The sequence below is a fragment of the Kitasatospora sp. NPDC056446 genome (genome assembly GCF_042796115.1).
In the GTDB taxonomy this organism is placed as follows: domain Bacteria; phylum Actinomycetota; class Actinomycetes; order Streptomycetales; family Streptomycetaceae; genus Kitasatospora.
The window spans coordinates 99768-116426 of record NZ_JBHTRF010000007.1 but is presented as its reverse complement, the minus strand read 5'-3'; the positions used below and the strand labels follow the sequence as shown (position 1 = coordinate 116426).

General features: G+C 76.3%; 15 protein-coding genes and 1 pseudogene. 7 read left to right on the top strand and 9 right to left on the bottom strand.

What is annotated here, in order from left to right:
• Window positions 1-61: 61 nt before the first annotated feature.
• The gene (locus ACFQ6N_RS07135) at window positions 62-271 is read left to right on the top strand and encodes a DUF397 domain-containing protein (RefSeq protein ID WP_380647464.1); all 210 of its coding nucleotides are present in this window, start codon (window positions 62-64) and stop codon (window positions 269-271) included.
• A gap of 49 nt (window positions 272-320) precedes the next feature.
• On the opposite strand, the gene ACFQ6N_RS07130 is transcribed toward ACFQ6N_RS07135, so the two are convergent.
• The 3 genes from ACFQ6N_RS07130 to ACFQ6N_RS07120 all read right to left on the bottom strand — a co-directional run bounded on the left by ACFQ6N_RS07130 (window position 321) and on the right by ACFQ6N_RS07120 (window position 3018).
• Window positions 321-1397, bottom strand: a complete 1077-nt coding sequence (locus tag ACFQ6N_RS07130; protein ID WP_380647463.1) for a LuxR C-terminal-related transcriptional regulator — start codon at window positions 1395-1397, stop codon at window positions 321-323.
• A 358-nt stretch (window positions 1398-1755) separates the two neighbouring features.
• On the bottom strand, window positions 1756-2709 hold the full coding sequence (locus tag ACFQ6N_RS07125; RefSeq protein WP_380647462.1) for an NAD-dependent epimerase/dehydratase family protein: 954 nt from the start codon (window positions 2707-2709) through the stop codon (window positions 1756-1758).
• Window positions 2710-2844: 135 nt separating this feature from the next.
• Window positions 2845-3018: a hypothetical protein gene (locus ACFQ6N_RS07120; RefSeq protein WP_380647461.1), complete on the bottom strand. Its 174-nt coding sequence runs from the start codon at window positions 3016-3018 to the stop codon at window positions 2845-2847.
• Between the two features lie 189 nt (window positions 3019-3207).
• Here ACFQ6N_RS07120 and ACFQ6N_RS07115 point away from each other — a divergent pair, with 189 nt between their 5' ends.
• Window positions 3208-3729, top strand: a complete 522-nt coding sequence (locus ACFQ6N_RS07115) for a peptidylprolyl isomerase (protein ID WP_380647562.1) — start codon at window positions 3208-3210, stop codon at window positions 3727-3729.
• A 1455-nt stretch (window positions 3730-5184) separates the two neighbouring features.
• Here the strand turns inward: ACFQ6N_RS07115 and ACFQ6N_RS07110 are convergent.
• The 3 genes and pseudogenes from ACFQ6N_RS07110 to ACFQ6N_RS07100 all read right to left on the bottom strand — a co-directional run.
• Window positions 5185-6792: pseudogene (locus ACFQ6N_RS07110) on the bottom strand (M4 family metallopeptidase); the annotation flags it as partial.
• A gap of 331 nt (window positions 6793-7123) precedes the next feature.
• Entirely contained in the window at window positions 7124-7798 is a 675-nt protein-coding gene (locus ACFQ6N_RS07105) for a hypothetical protein (RefSeq protein WP_380647460.1), read from the bottom strand.
• 131 nt (window positions 7799-7929) lie between these two features.
• Window positions 7930-8277 carry a cupin domain-containing protein gene (locus tag ACFQ6N_RS07100; protein WP_380647459.1) on the bottom strand — a complete coding sequence of 116 codons (348 nt, stop codon included), beginning with the start codon at window positions 8275-8277 and terminating at the stop codon, window positions 7930-7932.
• Between the two features lie 71 nt (window positions 8278-8348).
• Between ACFQ6N_RS07100 and ACFQ6N_RS07095 the strand changes: the two genes are divergently transcribed.
• The 5 genes from ACFQ6N_RS07095 (at window position 8349) to ACFQ6N_RS07075 (ending at window position 13523) form a co-directional block, all read left to right on the top strand.
• A complete protein-coding gene (locus tag ACFQ6N_RS07095; RefSeq protein ID WP_380647458.1) occupies window positions 8349-9392 on the top strand; it encodes a GlxA family transcriptional regulator in 1044 nt (347 codons plus the stop codon).
• 281 nt (window positions 9393-9673) lie between these two features.
• Window positions 9674-10585, top strand: a complete 912-nt coding sequence (locus ACFQ6N_RS07090; protein WP_380647457.1) for a hypothetical protein — start codon at window positions 9674-9676, stop codon at window positions 10583-10585.
• Window positions 10586-10657: 72 nt separating this feature from the next.
• Window positions 10658-11581: a hypothetical protein gene (locus ACFQ6N_RS07085; protein WP_380647456.1), complete on the top strand. Its 924-nt coding sequence runs from the start codon at window positions 10658-10660 to the stop codon at window positions 11579-11581.
• Complete coding sequence (locus ACFQ6N_RS07080; RefSeq protein ID WP_380647455.1) at window positions 11578-12474, top strand: hypothetical protein; 897 nt, start codon at window positions 11578-11580, stop codon at window positions 12472-12474. The genes ACFQ6N_RS07085 and ACFQ6N_RS07080 overlap by 4 nt, the downstream gene beginning before the upstream one ends.
• Window positions 12471-13523 (top strand): hypothetical protein, encoded by a 1053-nt coding sequence (locus tag ACFQ6N_RS07075; RefSeq protein ID WP_380647454.1) that lies wholly within the window; start codon window positions 12471-12473, stop codon window positions 13521-13523. The genes ACFQ6N_RS07080 and ACFQ6N_RS07075 overlap by 4 nt, the downstream gene beginning before the upstream one ends.
• A 114-nt stretch (window positions 13524-13637) precedes the next feature.
• Here ACFQ6N_RS07075 and ACFQ6N_RS07070 read toward each other — a convergent pair whose 3' ends face one another.
• The 3 genes from ACFQ6N_RS07070 to ACFQ6N_RS07060 form a co-directional block, all read right to left on the bottom strand.
• Window positions 13638-14468 carry a M4 family metallopeptidase gene (locus ACFQ6N_RS07070; protein WP_380647453.1) on the bottom strand — a complete coding sequence of 277 codons (831 nt, stop codon included), beginning with the start codon at window positions 14466-14468 and terminating at the stop codon, window positions 13638-13640.
• A 159-nt stretch (window positions 14469-14627) separates the two neighbouring features.
• Window positions 14628-15518, bottom strand: coding sequence for an endonuclease/exonuclease/phosphatase family protein (locus ACFQ6N_RS07065; protein WP_380647452.1), 891 nt, complete (start codon window positions 15516-15518; stop codon window positions 14628-14630).
• A 248-nt stretch (window positions 15519-15766) separates the two neighbouring features.
• Window positions 15767-16498 carry a M15 family metallopeptidase gene (locus tag ACFQ6N_RS07060; protein WP_380647451.1) on the bottom strand — a complete coding sequence of 244 codons (732 nt, stop codon included), beginning with the start codon at window positions 16496-16498 and terminating at the stop codon, window positions 15767-15769.
• Between the last annotated feature and the right edge of the window lie 161 nt (window positions 16499-16659).

Below are 16659 nucleotides of genomic sequence, written 5' to 3'. Positions count from 1 at the left end.
TCGGCAGGAATGTTCGGGCGCGGCGGTAGCTGTGCCGCTACCGGTCATCGGAGGGTGGGGCATGCTCGCATCGAACATCGGCAACGTTCCGTGGCGAAAGAGCAGCTACAGCGCCCAGGCGAACGAGTGCGTGGAGGTTCGGCCGTCGGTATTGCGCGGGATGGCTGTCCGGGACTCGAAGGACCCGGGCGGGCCGGCCCTGCTGTTCGGGGCCGAGGCCTGGTCTTCGTTCCTGGCCGGGGTCAAGGGCGGGGAGTTCCCGGCCGGCTGAACCAAAACGGGGTGCCCCGCACGGGTTGTGGCCGTGCGGGGCACCCCTGTCATGCCGGGGGGAGGGCCAGGGTGGGGAGGTGGTCGGACATCAGGAGGGCGACCAGTTCGCGGCGGGTGCCGACGCCGGTCTTGCCGAGGATCGCGGTGACGTGCTGCTGGACGGTGGGCACGGTCAGGTGCAGCCGGGCGGCGATGTCCTTGGTGCTGGCGCCGCGTACCGCGTGCAGGGCGACCTGTTGTTCGCGCGGGGACAGGCCGTGGGCGAGGATCGCCAGCGGCAGGCGCTGAACGGGGGAGGCCGGGGAGGCGACGACGGCGACGGTGTCGCCGGGGCCGTCCAGCGGGGTGGCGTGCAGGGTGAGCCACTGGCCGTCCGGGGTGCAGATCCGGACTTCGGCGGGGGCGCCGGCGCGGGCGGCCTGGCGGGTGACGGTGAGGAAGCCGCTGGGCACGCCGCCGGTGCGGGTGATGGGTTCGGCCATCCGTGCGATCAGGTCGTGGGCGGCGGCGTCGGCGGAGCGCAGCCGGCCCCGGGTGTCGAGGATGGCGACCGCCGGGGCGTGGACGGGCCGGGCGGGGCGGGCCGTGCGCAGGGAGGCGAGTCGGGCCGCGCGCAGGGCGGCGCCGATGGGGGAGGCGACGCGTTCGGCCAGGCGCAGGGCGGACGGGTCGTAGCGGCCCCGGGCGTCCTCGCGCATGAACGCGGCGCTGCCCCAACGGCCGCCGCCGAGGTCGAAGTTGATCCGAAGTTCGTCGCCGTAGCCGCAGGGGTGGAGCAACTCGCGGAAGCGGATGCTGCGTTCGGGGTGGCCGTCGGTGGCGCGGTCGACGGTCTGCACCCGGTGGCCCGAGGTGCGGATGGCGTCGAAGGTGGTCGCGTCCTCGCCCTGGAGCTCCAGGCGGACGGCCAGTTCGAAGTGCGCGGGGTCGAGCCCGTCGGCGACGGTGGACGTGGGGAACCCGGTGACCGGGTCCGTGCCGTGCCAGCAGCCGCCGTCGAAGCCGAGCGGGCCCGCCAGCAGGGTGTGCAGCTCGCGGAACAGTTCGGCCGTCGGCAGCCGGGAGGCCGTCAACTCACCGATCGATCCGAGGACTTCGCGCTCGATATCGCGTCGTTTGACCACGGACGGAATGCTAGGGAAGCCGGGGCCCGGGGTCGGTGGACGAACGAACATATGGCTGGACGCGGACAAGTCGTGGCCGAAAAGCCGGGGGCGGGCGCCACTGCCCGGCACCCGCCCCCGCCCCCGATCACCCGCGGCGCACGGTCGGCGCGTCGGTGCGCCCACGCGCCGGGCGCCACGGGTTGACTGCCGGTCGGTCCACGGCCGACCGCCTTCAGCCTGTCAGCACACCGGCGGCCCCCGCTATCCGAGTTTTCTAGGACCCCGCGGGGATACCGGCCGGCCGGCCGACCGGCGGGACGGACGACCGGCCGGGCGGCGGGCCGACCGGACGGCAGCCGCTCGCGCACCGACCCCGTCAGGACGGCAGCCGCTCGCGCCACCACGCGACCGTCGCCGTGACCTGCTCCTCCAGCGGGGTCGCCCGCACCGCGAAGCGCGCCTCGTACGCGGAGGCGTCCACGGTGAACGGCCGGTCGAACTGGTAGCGCGTCTCCCGCAGTTCGCGCAGCAGCGGGGAGAACAGCCCGGCCGCGCCCAGCAGGACGGGGGACAGCCGGCGCACCGCGACCGGGGCGGTGCCGGCCTCGGCGGCCAGCAGCCCGACCATCGTCCGCACCGAAGCGGCGGGGGCGGTGGGCACGTGCCAGGCCCGGCCCCAGGCCCGCTCCTCGCCCGCGACCTCGGCCAACGCCCGTGCCACGTCCGGCAGGTAGGTCCAGCTGTGCGGGGCGTCCGGGTCGCCGAGGGCGGCGACCGGGCGGCCCTTGAGCAGCTTCGGCAGCACCCGCGCGGCCAGATGGCCGCCCTCGGTGACGCCTGGGCCGAAGAAGTCCGAGGCGCGCACCTCCACGGCCCGGATCCGCCCGGCCTCGTGCAGCGCCCGCGCCTGCTCCCAGGCCGCCGCCCGGACCCGCCCCTTGGGGCCGGTCGCGGCGAGCGGCAGGTCCTCGGTGAGCGGACGCCGAGGGTCCGGCAGCGGCCCGTAGCCGTACAGGTTGCCGAGCATGACCAGCACCGCGCCGCTCTCCTCGGCCGCCGCGCACAGCGAGGCCGCCAGGGCGGGCCAGAGCGCGGCCCACCGGTGCAGCGGCGGCGCGGCGCAGCCGTGGATCGCGACGGCGCCGCGGGCGGCCCGGGCCAGGGCGGCGGGGTCGCTCGCGTCGAGGGCGAGGTGCCGGACGCCCTCGACGGGCCGGTGGCCGGTGCCTCCGGAGCGGGTGGCGACCCGGACCTCGTGCCCCTGCCCGGCGAGCAGACGGGCGGTGGCGGCCCCGGCGGGCCCGTGTCCGACGACGAGATGGAAGCTCATCCGCGACACCCTATCCGGCCCTCCGTCAGGGGCGACGGGCAGCCGACGGCAGCCGACGGCGGGCAGCCGGGGGCGCCACCGCCCGGGGCCGTTCGCCGCCCGCCGCGCCCCGGTGTCGTCCGCCGTGCCCCGGTGTCAGCCGCCGCGCCGGTTGCGCCGGTAGTAGCCGCGCAGCGCGTCCCCGGCGCGGACCGTGAGGTTCCCGACCGTGCGCGCCCAGGGCGGCCCGCCCCGGTCGGACCACACCACGCACCCGCATCCGACCAGGACCACTACCAGTACGCCGATCAGCACCGCGCCGACCACCATGGCCACTCCCTGCCTCTCCGCCGTGTCCTCGCGGACGTTCCATCCCGAGCATTCCCGTAGGGGATCCTTCCACCCGGTCCGTCCGCGAACCCCCGGGCTGTGCCAGGATGCCGTAGCCGATCTTCCTGATCAGCGCACCAACACCACCGCACCAATACCACCGCACCAGCCGCACCCGAGGAGCCGTCCGTGGCCACTGCCCGCTTCGCCACCCTGCACACCACGGCGGGCCCGATCCGCCTGGAACTGTTCCCGTTCCACGCGCCGAAGACGGTCCGCAACTTCACGGAACTCGCCGAGGGCACCCGGGAGTACACCGACCCGCGTACCGGCGAGCCGGGCAGCGGCCCGTACTACGACGGCACGCTGTTCCACCGGGTGATCGCGGGCTTCATGATCCAGGGCGGCGACCCGACCGGCACCGGCACCGGCGGCCCGGGCTACGCCTTCGCGGACGAGTTCCACCCGGAGCTGTTCTTCACCAAGCCGTACCTGCTGGCCATGGCCAACTCCGGCCCGGGCACGAACGGTTCGCAGTTCTTCATCACGGTCGGCACCCCGGCCCACCTCAACCGCCGGCACACCATCTTCGGCCAGGTCGCCGACGCGGCGTCCAAGGCCGTGGTCGACGCGATCGCCACCACCCCCACCGAGGACGACCGCCCTGTGCAGGACGTGGCGGTCACCTCGGTGGAGATCGAGTACTCCTGATGGCGGGGCACCCGGTGGCCGGGGGACCGGCGGCACCCTTCCCGCCCCGCCCGGTGCGCGGGGTGCGGGCCCGCTACGTCCGCCAGACGACCGGTCCGGGCGATGTCGCGTTCGTCGTCGCGGACTTCGAGCCCGGGGATGAGGGCCTGCGCCTGGAGGTGGCCCCGGACGCCACGGTGACCGGCAGCCCGACCCCGCGGAAGCTGGCGGACTACCACGCGGCGCTGGCCGAGGGGATGCGCGAGGAACTGGCCGAGCTGGCGCCGGGGCGGGCGGTGGCGCTGGCGGTGGTGGTGCGCCACACCCACGTGCACGACATGGAATCGCGCGAGTACTCGTTCCGGATGGCCGGACGGGTGGCCGTGCGCGAGGTCCTGGCCCTGCTCGACGCCGAGGACGCCTGAGGCGGTGGCCCGGAACACCCGTCACCAGCGGCACAGTTGACAGACGGGTGGGGCCGGTGGTGGCGTCGAGCCACAGGACCCGGGTGCCCTGGTCGGCGGCGGCGTCGTACTGGCCGCCGCGGTTGCAGGACAGGCGCTGCGGGGCGCCGCCGGCGAGCGGGACCTGCCACAGCTTGGGCAGGGCGGCGTTGGTCCAGCCGCCGGCGGGCCGGGTGCTCTCGTACCGGTAGGTGACGGCCTGGTCGGAGGCGGTGAGGCGGGTGTAGCGGGGGGCCTGCGGGGAGCCGGCGGCCAGCAGGTCGACGATGCCCGAGCCGTCGAGGGCGGCGGAGCGGATCGTGGCGCGCGCGGTGGGCTCGGTGGGGAGGTCCACCCACAGCAGGCGCCCGCCGGCCAGGGTGAGGGAGCCGGCGTCGCTCGGGCCGGAGCCGGCCGGGGCGTGGTCGGGGTAGCGGGCGGTGACCTGCCCGGTGGCGACGGAGTAGAGGGTCGGTACGGTCACCCGCCGCTCGCCGTCCTGCCAGGTCTCGGTCCAGCCCACCAGGCCGTCCTTGAGGGTCAGTTCGGACACCCCGTGCCCCTCGGGCAGCGGGAGCGCGACCGGGGCGCCGCCGTCGTGGCTCAGGTACGGCCGGGGTGAGCCGCCGCGCTCGGTGGCGGTGAAGACGATGTCCGGGCCGGAGATCCGGGCGCTGCTCAACTGCCCGGTGGCGGAGTGCAGGAGGCTGCGGACGGGGCCGGCGCCGCTGAGCGGGGCGGTCAGCACGTCCTGGCCGGTGCCCTGGGGGCCGCCCATGGCCGTCCACACGGCGTTGGTGCCGTCAGTGGCGGCCCAGCTGTGGGTGCGGCCGTCCTCGGGGCTGAGGCGTACGGGGGTGCCGCGCCCGTCGACGGTGCCGGTGTACAGGCCGGTGCCGGCGTCGCCGTCGCCGAGGACCACCCAGTGGCCGCGCGCGACGGCCGGGGAGGCCTGGCCGTTGGAGACGTTCCTCAGCAGGGTGCGGCTGTCGGTGCCGAGCCGCTGCTGCCAGCCGGGGCGGATCCCGTGGGCGTCGAACGCGGCTGCCAGGGTGCGCAGTTGGCCCCGGCTGAGGCCCTGGTCGCGGCCGGCGGCGAGGACCGCGTCACGGCCGGCGAGGAAGTCGTCCGTCGAGGTGAGGTAGTCGGCGAGCGCGTGGTAGACGACGCGGTCGGCGGTGAGCGGGTCGAGGGTGCGCCGGATGTCCCACAGCGCGCCGCCGAAGATGGTGGAGTTGAGGTGGACCCCGCCCGAGTCGATCTCGTAGCGGGTGCCCAGGTAGTCGGCGGTGGTGGTGCGGTGGTCGTCCAGGCGGCGCTGGGAGCAGGCCTGCGGGGTGCCGGTGCGGCACAGGCCCTCGCCGAGCAGCGCGGCGGCGGGGTCGTCCATGGCCAGGCCGCGGGCGGTGACCTCCACGGCGTTGCCGAAGTAGTCGGCGATGGCCTCGTCCATGGCGCCGGACTGGCCGAGGTAGAGCAGCTTGGCGGTGTGCTCGACGACGGCGTGGGTCATCTCGTGCCCGGCCACGTCCAGGGCGGCGGAGAACGGGTAGTAGCCGGGTCCTGTGCCGTAGATCATCTTGCTGCCGTCCCAGAACGCGTTCGGGAACGGGCTGCCGCCGTCGCTCACGTCGACCACGGAGACGATCGGCCCGCCCTGGCCGTCCAGGCCGTCGCGGCCGAGCCGGTCGCGGTAGAAGTCGTACACGAGACCGGCGTTGACGTGCGCGTCGGTGGCGCCGTGGTCGCCGGTGGCGGCGGGGAAGTCGGGCGTGGGGGAGGAAGCGGGGACGGCGTCGGCCGGCATCCGCTTGTCGAAGTCGGCGGCGTCGCGGCCGGCGGCGTCGTAGGTGGTGACGGCGGCGGGGCGGGTGAGGTCGGTGAGCTGGTAGCCGCCGTCCGCCCGCTTGGCGATGTTCAGCGCGGTGGCGCGGCCGTGGGCGTCGGGGGCGGTGCCGGTGGCGGGCTGGAGCACTCCGGCCGGGTCGGCGGGGGCCTGGGCGGCGGCGCCCGGGCCGGTCGCCGTCGCGGAGCCGGGCGCGCTCGCCGGGCGGGGCGCGCGGGCGTCGTGGGCGAGGGCGACCGCGCCGGTGGTGGCGTCGACGTACACCTCCCGGGAGGTGCCGGGGGCCGCCGCGCGCACGGTGTAGTGCTCGGTGAGGCGCCCGCCGCCGCCGGGCAGGATCACCGGGCCGTGGTCCTCGGCGGTCGCGCCGGTCGCGCCGGTCGCGTTGGCGGCGGCCGGGGCCGCTGGGGCCTGCGGGCCGGGGAGGGCGGGGAGGGCGGCGAGGGCCGCCTGCCGCAGGGCCTCGGCGGGCACGGTGGCGGTGGTGGGGGCGTTCAGCCCGGTGAAGTACCGCCCGCCCGCCGACTGCACCCGCTGCCCGGCGCCCTGGCCGGACAGGTGCACCAGGTACTGGCCGCCGAGCACCGGTATCCCGCCGTGGCGCTGCTCGAACCTGACGGTGCGCCGCCCGTCGGGGCCCGCGCTGGAGCCGAGTGCGGCCAGCTCGCCGGTGTCGATGCGGTAGCGGTCGGGGTGGGCGGCGAGGTGCGCCAGGGCGGCGGCGGCCGGATCGCCGGGGGCCGCTTCGGACAGGCCGGTGACCAGCTGCGGGGCGGCGGTGTCGCGCCCGGCCACCAGGGCCGGGACCGGGTCCGCGTCCGGGGTGGGCGCGCCCGCCGCCGGAAGCGCCAGGGCGGGCGGCACGGCCAGCGTCAGCGTCACGACGGCGGCTGCGCCGAGGGCGAATGTGCTTGCTGTACGGGGGAGTCGGGGCACGGCGGTCCTCTCGCGCACGGTTCGGGAGCGCGGCGGCACGGCGGCCACCGCACCGCCCACAATAGGCAGTCGAACGGCATATGTCGATCGATTGCCTGTATCCGTTGACTGCCCCTCGGCGAGGACGCCCGCCGCACCCCTCGGCGAGGACGCCCGCCGCACCCCTCGGCGAGGACGCCCGCCGCACCCCTCAGCGCCGCCCCGCCGCCGTGCGCGCGTCCGTGAGCAGCCAGCCGCCCAGGAACATCGTGCCGGCCAGCGAGAACAGGGCCGGGACGCCGAACACCAGCACCGACCCCAGGGACGGCCGGCCGGTGGACATCCGCCCGTCGTCGTCCAGCCACACCCGGGCCTCCTTCCCCTCCGGGTACGGCCCCTCCGGGCGCTCCGCGCTGGACTCCCGCCCGTCGACGCTCCAGCGGAAGGTGCAGGCGTACGTCTTCGCGCCCAGGCCGCCGCCCTCCACCGGCACCTGGCCCGTCACCCGGCAGTGCGTCACGGTGGCCGGCACGCTGCGCGGCTCGTGCAGCCGGGACCGCACGGTCAGCGCGACCTGCGCCGCCAGGAACACCGTGACCAGCACGAGCAGCAGGAACCCCGCCACCCGCACACCGGTCCCCGCGTACCTGCCCCCCGCGTCCTCCCGGCGCAGCACCGCCGAGGCGGCCAGGCCGGCCGCCCCCGCGACGGCGCACACCCACGACAGGGCGGGGGTCACCGGCTCGTCCTGCGACCCCGCCCACACCGCCGCCCCGCCCGCGACCGCCAGCACCGCCACCGCTGCCGCGGCCACCGCCGTCGGCACGGCGGCCGTCCGCCCGCCGCCCGTCCGCCCGCCGCCGCCCGTCCGCCCACTGCCCGTCACCCCGCCGCCCTCCCCCGTGGGCCCGGCCTCCCCCGGTGGTCCGGCCGCCCCCGCCGATGGTGCTCCGGCCGGGGGCGGGGCACACCCCCGGGCCGGTTTCCGTGCCGAGCGGTGACGCGACCGCGACATCGTCACACGCCGTCCTCCGGGCGGCCCTCCAGCACGGTGATCCCCAGGATCCGCGCGCCGCTCTCGCTGCGCGGCCGGTGGCTGCTGCCCGGCGCGAACACCACGTAGCTGCCCGCCGGGTGCCGCTCCTCGCCCTCGATCACCTCCCCGCTCAGCACGAAGTACCGCTCCTCGGTGGCGTGCAGGTCGACCACCGGCCACTGGCTGCCCGGCGCGAAGTCGACCACCCAGCCGCGCGCGTGCCCGGTGCGCACCAGCCTGCGCCGCACCACCCCGGGCCCGACCTCGACCGCCTCCACCTCCTCGACCAGGACCGACGTCTTGAGTTCCGTTCCGCTGCTGTTCTCCATGCCCCCACTGTGTCCGCGACCGCCCCCGCCGCCCCAGTGTCCGGAAAGACATCCTCAGGTACATTCCTGCCATGAGCGCCGCAGCCGCCCCCGACGCCCCCGACGCCCCGGACGCTACCGACACCCCCGCCCCCGACGGTCCCGCCCCCGGCGCCGCCCGCCGCCACCGGGTCGTGGCCCTGCTCGGCGCACCCCAGTCGCCCTTCGAACTCGCCTGCGCCGCCGAGGCCTTCGGCACCGAACGGTCCGGACTCGCCACCCACTACGACTTCGGCCTGTGCACCCCGGAACCCGGCCCCGTCCCCACCACCCTCGGCGTCCCGCTGCTCGTCGAGGACGGCCTGGAGGCACTGGAACGGGCCGACACCGTCGTCGTCCCCGGCTGGCACCCGCCCGGCTCCCCGGCCCCGGACGCCGTCCTCGCCGCGCTGCGCGCCGCCCACGCGCGCGGAGCCCGGATCGTCTCCATCTGCACCGGTGCCTTCGTCCTCGCCCAGGCCGGGCTGCTGGACGGCCGCCGCGCCACCACCCACTGGCGGCGGACCGCCCAACTCGCCGCCCAGTACCCCGCGTTGAAAGTGGAGCAGGACGTCCTGTACGTCGACCACGGCGACGTCGCCACCAGCGCCGGCAGCGGCGCGGGCATCGACCTGTGCCTGCACCTGCTGCGCGGCGACCACGGCGCGGCCTACGCCGCCCAGGTCGCCCGGCACATGGTGCTGCCCCCGCACCGCGAGGGCAGCCAGCTGCAGTACGCCGCCGCCCCGGAACCGGCCCGGGCCGACGAGTCACTGGCCCCGCTGCTGGAGTGGGCCGAACGGCGCCTGGGGGAGCGGCTGGCCGTGGAGGACCTCGCCGCCCGCGCCGGGATGTCCGGCCGCACCCTCGCCCGGCGCTTCGCCGAACAACTCGGCACCAGCCCCGGCCAGTGGCTGCTGGCCCGCCGCATCGACGCCGCCCGGGCCCTGCTGGAACGCACCGACCTGCCGGTGGAGGCCGTCGCCGCCCGGGTCGGCCTCGCCTCCGCCGTCAACCTGCGCCGCCGCTTCCGGGCCGCCCTCGGCACCACCCCCGGCGCCTACCGGCGCGCCTTCGGCGACCGGCCCGCCGCCTGACGGGGCGCCACCGGGGCGGGCCCGCCGGCCGTCCCCACCCGTCCCACCCGCCCCTACCTGCCCGTACCCGGGGCGGCGCCCCATTGCGGTTAGATCACGGCGTGTCCGGTTCACGGCCATTGGGTGAGAGTGCGGTGATTGATTTTGTTGGCAGTGGTCTCAGCCGACTCTCATAATTCCTGCTGACACGCGTGACGGACGGTCCGGAGAACCCGCCGGGGGAGTGGTTCCCAGGAGGGCCCCGCGCGTGGAGACTCCGCATTCTTCACTGGGGGAATCCCTTGCCCGAGCCCGAGAACGAGAGCGCCGCCGCCGGACCTCCGGCACCGGCCCAGCCGCCCGCGCCCGCCTCCGAGCCCGCGCCCGCGCCCGCTCTCGCCGAGGAGCCTGCCGCCCTACCGCAGCCCGCCGCGCCGCAGCCCGCCGCCGCGCAGCCCGGCGCGCGCCGCCTGCCGCGCGCCGTCGGCGTCGCCCTGGCCACCGCCGGCCTGCTCGCCGTCACGGCGGCCAGCGCCGCGGTGACCGTCGCCGTCGGCAAGCCCGACGCCCGTCCCGCCGCCGCCCCGGCCCCCGTCACCGCCCCGCCGGCGACCCCGAGCCCCACCGCGAGCGCCTCGCCCACCCCCGAGCCCGTCCCGGTGCCGACCCCGCCCCCGGCCGAGCCCGCCCCGGCCAGCACCGTCAAGGGCACCGTCAGCGGCGGCAAGCACAGCGGCGACCTGCGCTTCTTCCTGCTCCCGATCCCCGCCGGCGGCGAGTCGTACGGGCCCGCGGACGGGATGACCATGACCGACGCGGACGTCGCCGACGTGTTCGGCAAGCAGGACGGCATCAAGGACATCCTCGCCTCCTACGGCTACAAGGAGGGCGCGACCCGGATGTACCGGACCGCCGACGGCAAGGCCGAGGTGACCGTCACCCTGCTGCACTTCGGCTCCACCGCGATGGCGACCGAGTTCGTCAAGGGCTACAAGGTCAAGTCGCTGGACCCGATCGACATCGACGGCGACCCCAGTGCCCACGGCTACCTGAAGACGCCCAAGCAGCAGGCGTACACCGGCTCGATGACCGGCATCGGCAGCCAGGGCGACGTCCAGTACACGATCGACGTCGACGTGAAGGGGACGCCCGACAAGGCGCTGCTGAGCGAGCTGATGAAGCGCCAGCGCGACTGGCTCGCCTCGGGCGGCTGAGCCCCGCGCCCACGCGCGCCGCCGCCCGTCCACCGACGCCACCCCTCACCTCCCTCCTCTGGAGCCGCACCCGTGACCACCGAACCCGCGGAGCCGGTCCCGGCGCCCGCCGCCCCTCCCGCGCCCGCCGCCCCGCCGCCCGCCGCCCCTCCCGCGCCCGCCGCCCCGCCGCCGGCCCAGCCGTTCGCCGCGCCGTCCGCCGCGCCTTTCGCGGCACCGTCCGCTGCCGTACCGTTCGCCGACGAGCCGTTCGCCGAGCCGTTCGTCGTCGCGCCGGGCGACCTGCTGGCGGCCGGCCCCGAGCGCGCGCCCCGCGCCCCGCGCCGCCCCCGCCCGGTCCTGCTGGCCGCCTGCGCCCTGGTGGTCGGAGTGCTGGCCGGCGGCGGCGTCGGCTACGGCGTGCAGGCCCAGCGCCCGCCCACGCCGCTGCCGCCGCTGCAGGCCGCCCGCCCGTCCTACCCGGCCGACACGGTCGACCCGGCCGCCCTGATCGCCGAGCAGCCCGCGCCGCCGTCCATCGAGGGCGACCTGACCAAGCTGCTGGTCACCGCCCCCGAGGGCAGCTCCCCCTGGGCCGACTACCCGGACAAGCCGAGCTGGCTGTCGGTCGGCGAGGTCGCCGAGCGGGCCGGCGACTCCGTCTTCAAGTTCAAGGACCTCACCTCGCGCGGTTTCCGGCGCGCGGCCGAGGTGGACTGGAAGAAGGACGACACCCGCTTCCGCGTCACGCTGCTCCAGTTCGCGACGGACCACGCCGACGAGGCGAAGTCCGTCATCTGGGAGCCGTTCGCCGACGCCGCCTCCGGCGCCAACGGCGGCTACAAGGTGGAGAGCGCCGCCCGGCACTGGGCCGAGAGCACCGAGCAGTACTACTACGGCCAGGCCGTCGCCAAGCGCGGCTCGCTGCAGATGACGGTCGAGGTCTTCGGCGCCCAGCCGGTGAACCCCGACACCCTCAAGGACCTCGCCAAGCGGCAGTGGGAGCGGCTGGGATGAACGACGACACCGTGACCGAGCAGCCGGGCGGGTCCGCGCCCGAGCCGACGCCCGCGCCGATACCCGCCGTCGACCCGGCGACCGCCGTCGGGCCCGTGCCCGGCCCCGCCGGCGGCGAGTCCGACGCGCCCGGGCCCGACGTGCCGAACCCCGGCTCGCGCCGGCTGCTGCGCGCGGGGGCCGCGACGGCCGCGGCCGCGCTGGTCGGCGTCGTCATCGGCGTCGGCATCATCAAGACCCAGTACGACGACCCGGCCCCGGCTGCCGCCGCCGCCCCGACCGCGACCACCGGGCCCGCCCCGACCGCGACCGCCACCCCGTACGGCGCCAAGTCCAACGGCAGCCACTTCGGCTCGCTGCGCGACCTGCTGCTGCCCGTCCCGGCCGGCTACGAACTCGGCCCGGACGACGGCTCCTACGGCAACGACACCGAGCTGAACGGCGAGCAGCTGTCCGCCCAGCTGGACGCCGAACTCCAGCAGATCCCCAAGGACAAGCGCGACAAGCTCCGCGCCTACTGGGAGGGCATGCACGTCAAGGCCACCGGCGTGCGCACCTACCGCTCCGCCGGGGACGACCTGGTGATCGGCCTGAAGCTGCGCCAGTTCAACCAGCAGGAAGTGCAGCGGATCAACGAGTACACCGCGGTCTTCACCGGCGACACCGGCCTCTTCCGGATCGGCCCGTCGATCCCGGGCCACCCCGAGGCGCACTGCTACCTGATGCCCGCGCCGCCGTCCGCGCCGATCGACTACCTGGAGTGCTCGGCCGCCGAGGGCGACCTCCTGGTCGTCATGAACGCCGAGGGCGTCGCGCCGCTGCCCAAGGACAGGATCGTCGCCCTCTTCACCCTGCAGCTCGACCGCCTCGCCCGCCCGGGAGCGTCCGTATGACCGACCACGCCACCCCGCCGCAGCCCGCGTCGGACCCGCTCCCGCCGGCCGTGCCCGCAGCCCCGGCCGCCCCGCCGGCTCCGGCCGCACCCGCGGCCCCGCCGCTGCCGCCCGGGGCCCCCGAGGCCATCGGGGCCGTCGAGTTCACCGCGCCCGCCCTGACGCCCGAGCAGCTCGCCGAGCAGGAGGCCCGCCGGGCCCGCCGCCGCAAGGCCGCGGTGCGCTGGAGCAGCGCCGCCCTGGTGTTCGCCCTCGCCGGCACCGGGACCGCCCTGGCCGTCACCGCCCCCGAGCGCACCGACATCCCGGGCCTGGCCACCGCGAGCGACGGCCGCTACACCTTCCCGCCGCTGGCGCTGCCGCCGCTGCCCTCCGGCAAGAGCGCGTCGAACGCCAAGGGCAAGGCCCTGCACTACGCGGACCTGCGCCACCTGCTGCTGCCCGCCCCCAAGGAGGCCGGCGGCTCCCTGACCGCGCCGACCTTCCCGGCCCCCGCCGCGGGCCCCGCCTCCTCGGGCTCCCCGACGGCGTCCCCGGCCGCCTCGCCGACCGGCTCCCCGTCGGCCCCGGCCACCCCCGCCGCGTCCCCGGCCGCCGCCGCGACCGCCGACTGGGTCCCCTGCGACGCGATCCTCGCCGAGCAGCAGGACCCGGCCAAGCTGCGCGAACTCCTCCTGGAGAACGCCTGCCGCGCGGCCACCGTCCGGGAGTGGACGGCCTCCGACGGCACCCGCACCCAGATCCGGCTGCTGCGCTTCGCCTCCGTCGGCGAGTCCTGGGGCACCTTCTCGTCCCTGCGCTCCAAGGGGCGTCCCAAGGCCGCCCCGGACACCAAGAGCACCAACCACGAGAACTGGGACACGGTCGACGGCATCGAGCTGACCGCCATGGAGTCGACCACGAACGCCCCCAAGGGCGCCCCCACCGCCCGCGTCGCCTACCTCTCCGCAGCCGACGTCCTGGCCGTCATCACCATGACCAACCCCGACGGCGTCCCCGTCTCGCCCTTCCGCCAGGTCGTCACCCTCCAGTCCGACCTGCTGGCCTGACGACCCCCGGGCGAGCGCGCGCAGGAAGTCGGCCCGGCCGACTTCCTGCGCGCCGCGGTTCCCGCGCCCCCGGTGCGGCTCGGCCGCCGCGAGCGCGGTGTGCGGGAGGACGGCTCAGTCGATGCCGACGGACTTCCAGGCCGCCTGGACCCGGCGGGCGTGGTCGTCGCCGAAGAGGTCCTTGGCAGCGGCCGCGGTGGCCTGCGCGAAGCCCGCGAAGTCGGTGTCCTGGCCGGCGTACCGGGTCAGGGCGGCGTACCAGATCCTGCCCGCCGCTTCCCATGCCTGGCCGCCGAGGTCGGTGGCGAGGAGGTAGAACGCGTGGTTGGGGATGCCGGAGTTGGTGTGCACGCCGCCGTTGTCGGAGGGGGTGTCGTCGTAGTCCCGCAGGTGGGCGGGCTGGTTGTGGAGGGAGGGGTCCTTGAGCGAGCGGATGCCCGTGTCGGGCTTGTCCTTGAAGAGGCCGACGCCCAGGAGCCAGTCGGCCTTGTCGACGGTCTGCCCGAGGTGCTTCTGCTTGACGAGCAGACCGAGGACGTCCGCGATCGACAGGAGGAGCGCGCCGGACTGCCCGTAGAACTCGAGGCCGGCGGTGGTCTGGATGACGGCCTCGGTGTACATGTGGCCGACCACGTCCAGCACCGTGGCGGGATCGCCGACCTTGCTCGCGTCACCGTCGGCGAAATTGAAGTGCGTACCGTCCCAGTACGCGTTGCCGCCGGTCCCGGCGTGGACGACTGCCTTGAGGACGGCGTTCTGCCCGTCGTAGGACCGGCGGCCGAACTGCTCCTGGAAGAAGCCCGCCACGATGCCGAGGTTCTCGTAGGCGCGGGTGGCCGGGCCGTCCTGGGTGGTGCCGCCGTCCTGAAGGACGAGCTTGCCCGGACGATCACCGCTGCGGGCGTCGTATATCTGGCGTGCGGGCAGGGCGGGAGAAGAAGTCATGATCGTCATCCTGGCAGCGGACCGTCACCGAGACGCCGGCTCTCACTGGATCGAGTGATCTTTACGGATTCCCCGCCGGGGAACCGGTGTTGGGATGTATGGGAGGCCTCCGGCGAAGGCGTCCCGGTCCGCTACGTCCCGCCCCGCTACGTCCCGCCGCTACGTTCCGAGGCGGGCCGCCAGTGGCCGGTGGTCGCTGGGGGTGGCGGGCAGGGTCCAGGTGCCGGCGGCCGGGAGGCCGCGGGTGAGGACGTGGTCGATGCGGGCCAGCGGGAAGGCGGCGGGCCAGGTGAAGCCGAAGCCGGTGCGGGCCGGGGTGAGGCGGCGGGTGAGCGGGGCGAGGGCGTGGTCGTCGGCGGCGGTGTTGAGGTCGCCCAGCAGGACGACCCGGTGCAGCGGCTCCTCGTCCAGGGCCCGGCCGAGGGCGGCGAGGTCGCGGTCGCGGTGGGCGGTGGTGAAGCCGCCGGCGGTCAGCCGCACCGACGCGAGGTGCGCGACGTAGACGGCCAACGGCCCGCCGGGGGCCTGGACTTCGGCCCGCAGGGAGCGGTTCCAGCCGGGGTCGATGACCAGCCGCCGGGAGTCCGTCACCGGGTAGCGGCTCCACAGCGCGACGGTGCCGGTGCGGGCGTGGTGGGGCAGCGCCCGGTCCAGCACGTCCCGGTAGGCGGGCAGGGCGGCGTCGGTGACCTCCTCCAGCGCGACCAGGTCCGGGTGGGCGGCGAGCAGCGCGCGGGCGGTGCCGGCCGGGTCCGGGTTGTGGGCGTTCACGTTGTGGGTGACCACGGTCAGCCCCGCCCCGCCCGCCGGCACCGCGCCGGACAGCAGCACCGGCCCGAACGCGCCCGCCCACACCGCCGCCGCCACCGCGCCCGCGCAGGCCGCCACCGGCGCCCGGCGCAGCGCCGCGCACAGCAGCACGGCCGCCGCGACCAGCCCGCTCCAGGGCAGGGCGCTCTCCCACAGGCTCCCCAGGCCGACGCCCAGGTCCGGCACCAGCCGGTGGCCGGCCAGGGCGAGCGCGGCGAGCAGCCCCAACGCGGCGGGCACGTACCCGCGCCGCCACCGGGGCACCGGGCGCCGCCGCCGGGGCACCGGGCGCCGCCGACGGGCCGACCGCCAAGCCGCCCACGGCCGCGCCGCCGACCGCCACCGGGACGCCGCCCGCCACCGGGACGCCGCGCGCCGCCGACGAGCCGGACGGCCGTCCGCCGCAGGCGCAGCAGCACTCGCAGCGGCATTCGCCGCAGCAGCCGCGGCGGCGGGGGGCACCGCGGCGGGGGGCATCGCACGCCCGCTCACCCGGCGGCGTCCGGCAACTGCGCGGGGCACGTCCCGCCGGGCTCGGTGCGCAGCTCGAAGTGCCAGATCTCGTTGGTGTACACCTGGCACAGCCCGTACCGGGCGCCGTGCTGGATCAGCCAGTAGTCGGCGTCGGTCGCGCCGACGTCCACCGCCTTGCCGGTGACGTGCGCGGACTTGTCCGGTGTGTTGACGAACCGCCGGGCCGCCTCCAGGCTCCCGTACCTGGTCACCGCCCGGTCCAGCAGCCGCTGCTGGTAGGCCTTGCTGCGCCAGCCGGAGGTGACGGTCATCGCGATGCCCTGGGCCTGCGCGTCGCCGGCGGCCTGCCGCAGGGCGGCCAGCAGCGGTGCGTCGAGGTTGCGCACGGCCGGGGCCTCGGTGTCGAAGGGGCTCAGCTTGGTGCCGTCGGGGATCTCCCCGTCGTCCCCGGCCCCCGTGGCGGTCGCGACGCCGGCGCCGGCGGCCAGGGTCCGCAGCACGGCCCCGGCGCCCGGCGGGTCGGCGGCGCACGCGCCCGCGCCCGTCAGCACCAGCACGGCGGCGGCCCCGGCGCCCACGGCCAGCCGCCGCCTGCCCCGGGCCGTGCCCCGGGCGGTCCTGCGGTCCGCGCCGTCCGTCCCGGCCACACCCGTACCGGCACCCGTACCCGTACCCGCGCCCGCCGCCGTCTCCGGTCCCGCCGCTTCCGTCACCGTGCGCTCCGCACCCGTTCCCGCCGTGCCCATTCCTGCCTCCCGGTGTCCTTTGTCCGTTCCCGGACCATTCGAGGGGGCGCGGTGTTGCGGGAGCGTCTGCGCAGGCCGATACGTTTTCGATAGGCCCCATCGGGTCCAATGGGGTACGGACGACCGATACGACCGACCGATACGGACGGCCGAGACGAACG

Coding starts and splice junctions, on each gene's coding strand:
- ACFQ6N_RS07125 (WP_380647462.1), bottom strand. CDS start 2,709: ATGAGCTTCCATCTCGTCGTCGGACACGGGCCCGCCGGGGCCGCCACC.
- ACFQ6N_RS07080 (WP_380647455.1), top strand. CDS start 11,578: ATGAACGACGACACCGTGACCGAGCAGCCGGGCGGGTCCGCGCCCGAG.
- ACFQ6N_RS07095 (WP_380647458.1), top strand. CDS start 8,349: ATGAGCGCCGCAGCCGCCCCCGACGCCCCCGACGCCCCGGACGCTACC.
- ACFQ6N_RS07075 (WP_380647454.1), top strand. CDS start 12,471: ATGACCGACCACGCCACCCCGCCGCAGCCCGCGTCGGACCCGCTCCCG.
- ACFQ6N_RS07060 (WP_380647451.1), bottom strand. CDS start 16,498: ATGGGCACGGCGGGAACGGGTGCGGAGCGCACGGTGACGGAAGCGGCG.
- ACFQ6N_RS07070 (WP_380647453.1), bottom strand. CDS start 14,468: ATGACTTCTTCTCCCGCCCTGCCCGCACGCCAGATATACGACGCCCGC.
- ACFQ6N_RS07100 (WP_380647459.1), bottom strand. CDS start 8,277: ATGGAGAACAGCAGCGGAACGGAACTCAAGACGTCGGTCCTGGTCGAG.
- ACFQ6N_RS07120 (WP_380647461.1), bottom strand. CDS start 3,018: ATGGTGGTCGGCGCGGTGCTGATCGGCGTACTGGTAGTGGTCCTGGTC.
- ACFQ6N_RS07135 (WP_380647464.1), top strand. CDS start 62: ATGCTCGCATCGAACATCGGCAACGTTCCGTGGCGAAAGAGCAGCTAC.